The sequence below is a fragment of the Pseudomonas capeferrum genome (assembly GCF_013523055.1).
Taxonomy (GTDB): Bacteria; Pseudomonadota; Gammaproteobacteria; order Pseudomonadales; family Pseudomonadaceae; genus Aquipseudomonas; species Aquipseudomonas capeferrum_A.
The window spans coordinates 1-5,920 of the sequence record NZ_JAAMQM010000046.1; the positions used below are offsets into that span (position 1 = coordinate 1).

At 60.7% G+C, this 5,920-nt stretch carries 4 protein-coding genes; 1 reads left to right on the top strand and 3 read right to left on the bottom strand.

Annotated elements, in window-relative coordinates; all coding sequences use genetic code 11:
* Positions 1-154: 154 nt before the first annotated feature.
* Positions 155-1,819, bottom strand: a complete 1,665-nt coding sequence (locus G7009_RS27200; protein WP_181133367.1) for a cation acetate symporter — start codon at positions 1,817-1,819, stop codon at positions 155-157.
* Entirely contained in the window at positions 1,816-2,127 is a 312-nt protein-coding gene (locus G7009_RS27205; protein ID WP_181133368.1) for a DUF485 domain-containing protein, read from the bottom strand. Before G7009_RS27205 ends, G7009_RS27200 begins: the two co-directional genes overlap by 4 nt.
* Before the next feature lie 714 nt (positions 2,128-2,841).
* Between G7009_RS27205 and G7009_RS27210 the strand changes: the two genes are divergently transcribed.
* Entirely contained in the window at positions 2,842-4,029 is a 1,188-nt protein-coding gene (locus G7009_RS27210; RefSeq protein ID WP_181133369.1) for a GAF domain-containing sensor histidine kinase, read from the top strand.
* Positions 4,030-4,763: 734 nt separating this feature from the next.
* On the opposite strand, the gene G7009_RS27215 is transcribed toward G7009_RS27210, so the two are convergent.
* Complete coding sequence (locus G7009_RS27215; protein WP_181133370.1) at positions 4,764-5,612, bottom strand: glycine betaine ABC transporter substrate-binding protein; 849 nt, start codon at positions 5,610-5,612, stop codon at positions 4,764-4,766.
* Positions 5,613-5,920 lie beyond the last annotated feature (308 nt).

Sequence of the window (5,920 nt, forward strand, 5' to 3'; positions counted from 1 at the left end):
CAAGCCCGCTCCCACAAGTTGAGCGCTGAATTCAGAAGCTGCGCACTTCTTGTGGGAGCGGGCTTGCCCGCGAAGGGGTGCGAAGCAGCCCCATTGGCCTTCACTGACAAGCATTAGCCTGAGCGGCGGCCTGTTCATTCATAGGGTGTGACGGTCAGTGGGAAACGGCCCCCGAGGCACCGAGGCCGGTTTGCGAGCGAACGAACTGCGGGTAGAACAGGGCCCGCTCTTCATCAGCCGCCTTGGACTTGTCGGTCACCGAGAAGAACCAGATGCCGGCAAAGGCGATCGCCATCGAGAACAGCGCTGGGTACTCGTACGGGTAGATCGCTTTTTCGTGACCGAGGATCTGCACCCAGATGGTCGGACCGAGGATCATCAGCCCCACGGCGCTGACCAGGCCCATCCAGCCACCGATCATCGCGCCGCGGGTGGTCAGTTTCTTCCAGTACATCGAAAGCAGCAGCACCGGGAAGTTGCAGCTGGCGGCGATGGAGAAGGCCAGACCGACCATGAAGGCGATGTTCTGGCTCTCGAACAGGATGCCCAGGCCGATCGCCAGGATGGCCAGCGCGATGGTGGTGATCTTCGATACGCGGATCTCGTCCTTGTCGTTGACCTTGCCCTTGCGCCAGACGCTGGCGTACAGGTCGTGGGACACCGCCGAGGCGCCGGCCAGGGTCAGCCCGGCGACCACCGCCAGGATGGTGGCGAAGGCCACCGCCGAGATGAAGCCGAGGAACACGCTGCCACCCACGGCATCGGCCAGGTGCACCGCCGCCATGTTGTTGCCGCCGATCAGCGCGCCCGCCGCGTCCTTGAACGCGGGGTTGGTGCTGACCAGCAGGATCGCGCCAAAGCCGATGATGAAGGTCAGGATGTAGAAGTAACCGATGAAACCGGTCGCGTAGAGCACGCTCTTGCGCGCTTCCTTGGCATCGCTGACGGTGAAGAAGCGCATCAGGATGTGTGGCAGGCCGGCGGTACCGAACATCAGCGCCAGACCCAGGGAGAAGGCCGAGATCGGATCCTTCACCAGGCCGCCGGGGCTCATGATCGCCTCGCCTTTGGGGTGTACTGCAATGGCCTGGGAGAACAAGGCATTGAAGTCGAAGTTGACGTGCTTCATCACCATCAGCGCCATGAAGCTGGCACCGGAGAGCAGCAGCACGGCCTTGATGATCTGTACCCAGGTGGTGGCCAGCATGCCGCCGAACAGCACGTAGAGGCACATCAGGATACCGACCAGGACCACCGCGATGTGGTAGTCCAGGCCGAATAGCAGCTGGATCAGCTTGCCGGCACCGACCATCTGCGCGATCAGGTAGAACGCTACTACCACCAGCGAGCCCGAGGCCGACAGGGTGCGGATCTCTTTCTGCTTGAGACGGTAGGAGGCCACGTCGGCAAAGGTGTACTTGCCCAGATTGCGCAGGCGCTCGGCGATCAGGAAGAGAATGATCGGCCAGCCGACCAGGAAGCCGATCGAATAGATCAGGCCGTCGTAGCCGGAGGTGAACACCAGCGCGGAAATACCCAGGAAGGAGGCCGCCGACATGTAGTCACCGGCAATCGCCAGGCCGTTCTGGAAGCCCGTGATGCGCCCGCCCGCGGCGTAGTAGTCCGAGGCCGACTTGTTACGCTTGGAAGCCCAGTAGGTGATGCACAGGGTGGCACCCACGAAGGCCACGAACATCAGGATCGCCGGGACATTGAGCGGTTGCTTCTGCACCTCGCCGGTGAGGGCGTCGGCGGCCCAGGCGGCGGGTGCGAATGCAGCGACGGCCAGGGTGGCCAGCAGCGTCAGATGACGGCTCATTGCTGCGCCTCCTTCAGGATTTCCCTGTTCAGGTCGTCGAACTCGCCGTTGGCGCGGCGCACGTAGATCGCTGTCAGGACGAACGCGGAAACGATCAGCCCGACGCCCAGGGGGATGCCCCAGGTGATCGAAGAGTCAGGACTGAGCTTGGCGCCCAGTACATGGGGACCGTAGGCGATCAGAAGGATGAAAGCGCAATAGAGCCCGAGCATGGTCGCCGAGAGAATCCAGGCGAACCGTTCCCGTTTGGTGACCAGCTCCTTGAAGCGCGGACTGTTTTGTATCGAGAGGTAGATGCTGTCGTTCATTTTGTTTTTGTCCTAGCAGCATAGGTTAGGTAGAACTCAGCTGTACTTTATGCCGCCTTCGGCCGCTAGCCAGACGACCTTAGTCTTAGAGGGACGAGAGAACGTCTTCAGCGGCCGGCGAGTTGCCGACAACAGGGTTTGAAAACGCGCCCCAGCGCTACTGGCTCGCAGGGGTCCGCCCTCTAGCACGCTTCGGGATTCCCACTGGCTGACCACTGTCGGCCCCGCGCCCTATGGGGCACCTGTCTTGCTCAAAATTCGAAATGCACGCGTTCCCACAGGGATCAGGCGGTGCCTTGAGCTGGCGCTGCACATTCAGGTCCTGATTGTGTTTGCTCCCCATGGCGTGCCGGTTTTGAGCAACTGGCTTACTCAAAATTCGAAATGCAGGCGTTCCCACAGGGATCAGGCGGTGCCTTGAGCCGGCGCTGCACATTCAGGTCCTGATTGTGTTTGCTCTCCCATGGCGTGCCGGTTTTGAGCAACTGGCTTACTCAAAATTCGAAATGCATGAGTTCCTGTGGAGGGCGGTTCGCCGATGCGACTTGCCCGCGAATACGAGCGAAGCCCGTGCCATCCACCGCGTGGCCTGCTTCGCGGGTAAATCGCATCGGCGAACCGCCGCTCCACACAGCGGCCCGCCCTTGGTTATTGATCATTGGCACGCCATTATCTTGTATCATTCGCACACACTGAAACGTCGGAGTGCTCCGAATGCCAGCTATCACGTTCGCGCCCGACATCCGTGCCGTCGCGCAGATCGAATCCGTGCCGATGATTCTGCGTCTGGTCAAGCACGTGACGGGGATGCGCTTCGCTGCGGTGGCCCGGGTGACCGACAAGCGCTGGGTGACCTGCGCGGTCGACGATTCGCTCAGCTTCGGACTGGCCCCTGGCGACGAACTGGTGCTGGAAACGACCATCTGCCATGAGATCAGGCAACACCGGCAACCGGTGGTTTTCGGCCAGGCTAGCGCGCATCCGCTGTATGCCTCGCACCATACGCCGAAGATCTACAAGCTCGAAAGCTATGTCTCGATTCCCATCATTCGCGCCAACGGCGAGTTCTTCGGGACACTGTGCGCTATCGATCCCAGTGCGCATGACGTGGAAAAGCCGGAAACCATCGAAACCCTGAAGTTGTTCGCGCAACTGATCGGCGCCAACCTGGACATGCAGGCATCGGTCGAGAACAGTCAGGACCAGTTGGCGGATGCCCAGGCGACAGGGAGGTTGCGCGACCAGTTCATCGCGGTGCTGGGGCATGACCTGCGCACGCCCTTGAGCGCCATACGCATGAGCGCGGACCTGCTCGAGACCAAGGTCGAGGGTCACCCACAGCGAAGGTTGATCGATGCCATTCGCACCAGCACGCAACGCATGAGCACGCTGATCGAGAATGTCCTGGACTTCGCTCGCGGACGGCTCGGCGAGGGAATCCCGGTCAAGCGACAGCGGGTCGATCTGCTCGAGATCGAGCTGGATCGGGTCATCGATGAAGTTCGGTTCTCCCATCCTGAAGCCATCATAGAACAGTCGATGTCGATCCCCGCGTGCGTGGATTGCGATCCGGTGCGGGTGGGACAACTGCTGTCGAACTTGCTGGGCAATGCGGTCGTGCACGGTGATGTCGAAGTACCGATCCATGTCCAGGCGCAGGTCGAGTGTGACCAGTTGGTCCTGACGGTTCGAAACCAGGGTGATCCCATTCCTGCCGAGCTCATGCCTCAATTGTTCGAGCCCTATACGCGGTCACAGGAAAGCCCCCATGGGGAAGGTCTCGGGCTGGGTCTGTACATTGCTTCGCAGATCATGAAAGGCCACGGGGGATCGATCACGGTTTCGTCGACCGCGGCCGAAGGGACATGCTTCAGGGCCAGCTTTCCGCTTCAGAACTCCTGAGCACAATGCCGATCGTCAGGAACTCTCGTTGATTTTCAGAGGCTGGAGCTTGGTTTCAGGTCTTGGGAATCTTCTGTGAAGCTGATGGCCTATCGCGGGGCAAGCCCGCTCGCCACCGGTACGCGGTGTAACCAATATACAGTCTAAATCCAAGCAGGCTCGCCACTGAGTGACCCAGCTACAGTCCAATGCCAAGCTGACTTGCCGCCGGATGACCCAGCTACAGCCCAATGCCAAGCTGAGCTGACTTACCGCCGGTGACCCAGCTACAGTCCAATGCCAAGCTGACTTGCCACCGGGGTGACTCAGCTACAGTCCAATGCCAAGCTGACTTGCCGCCGGATGACCCAGCTACAGCCCAATGCCAAGCTAAGCTGACTTACCGCCGGTGACCCAGCTACAGTCCAATGCCAAGCTGACTTACCGCCGGTGACTCAGCTACAGTCCAATGCCAAGCTGACTTGCCGCCGGGTGACCCAGCTACAGTCCGATGGCAAGCAGGTTTGCCACCGGGTGGTGGCGCCGGGATATGGTTCCGGTGGCGAGCGGGCTTGCCCCGCGATAGGCCATCAGCTTCACAGAAGATTCCAGGAGCCAAAGGCTAAGCTCCAACATTCAAAACCGAACGCTATTTTCTAACGACTGATGCTGGCCCCGGAGTCTTTCTTGAACCTGCGAGCGAACGGCTGGCGCAATGACAGCAAGCTCAACGCCCGCCGCCTTGCGCCTTGCACTCATTTGCCGGTCCACTCCTTGACGCGATCCGGGTGCTTGGCCACCCAGTCCTTGGCCGCTGCTTCCGGCTTGGCGCCGTCCTGGATCGCCAGCATGACCTCGCCGATCTCATCCTTGGACTGCCAGGAGAACTTCTTGAGGAACTCGACAACTTCCGGAGCCTTGCCAGCCAGCTCCTTGCTGCCGATGCTGTTGACGGTCTCCGCAGCGCCGTAGACGCCTTTCGGGTCTTCAAGAAACTTCAGCTTCCATTTGGCGAACATCCAGTGCGGCACCCAGCCGGTCACGGCGATCGACTGCTGCTTGTCGTACTGGCGACCCAGCTCGGACGTCATCGCCGCCCCGGAACTGGCCTGCAGCTTGTAGCCGGTGAGGCCGTAGTCCTTTATCGCCTGGTCGGTCTTGAGCATCACACCTGAGCCTGCGTCGATGCCCACGATCTTCTGCTTGAAGCTTTGATCGGTCTTGAGGTCTTCGATGCTGGACGCCTTCACGTACTCCGGGACGATCAGACCGATCTTGGCATCCTTGAAGTTGGGGCCGTAGTCGACGACATTGTTCTTGTTCTTGCTCCAGTATTCACCATGGGTCACGGGCAACCAGGCCGACAACATGGCGTCGAGCTTGCCGGTCGCCACGCCTTGCCACATGATCCCCGTCGCTACCGCCTGCAGCTTCACGTCGTAGCCAAGCTTCTGCTTGATCACTTCGGCCGCCACGTTGGTGGTGGCCACGCTGTCTGCCCAGCCGTCGACATAGCCAAGGCTCACTTCCTTGGCCATTGCCTGTGCACCGCTCATGGCTATCGCCATCGCGGTGCCTACACCCAGGAGTCGTCGCATGTTCATCAAAGCATCCCCTCGTCAGGTCTCGGAGATTGCATCATCGGCCTGACCCGCGTGGCGACCTGATCTGCCAGCGACCTTCACCCACCGATAAGCGACAGCACTTGGCCATTAGCGGCATCCGGGCGGGCGGACCTGCGCGATCCTTGCATGCCAGAGGGTTGACGCCAGATCTGGGCAATGGGTATCTAGTGGCCTGTGTGGCTAATGCTTGTCAGTTAAGGCCAATGGGGCTGCTTCGCACCCCTTCGCGGGCAAGCCCGCTCCCACAAGTTGAGCGCTGAATTCAGGAACTGCGCACTTCTTGTGGG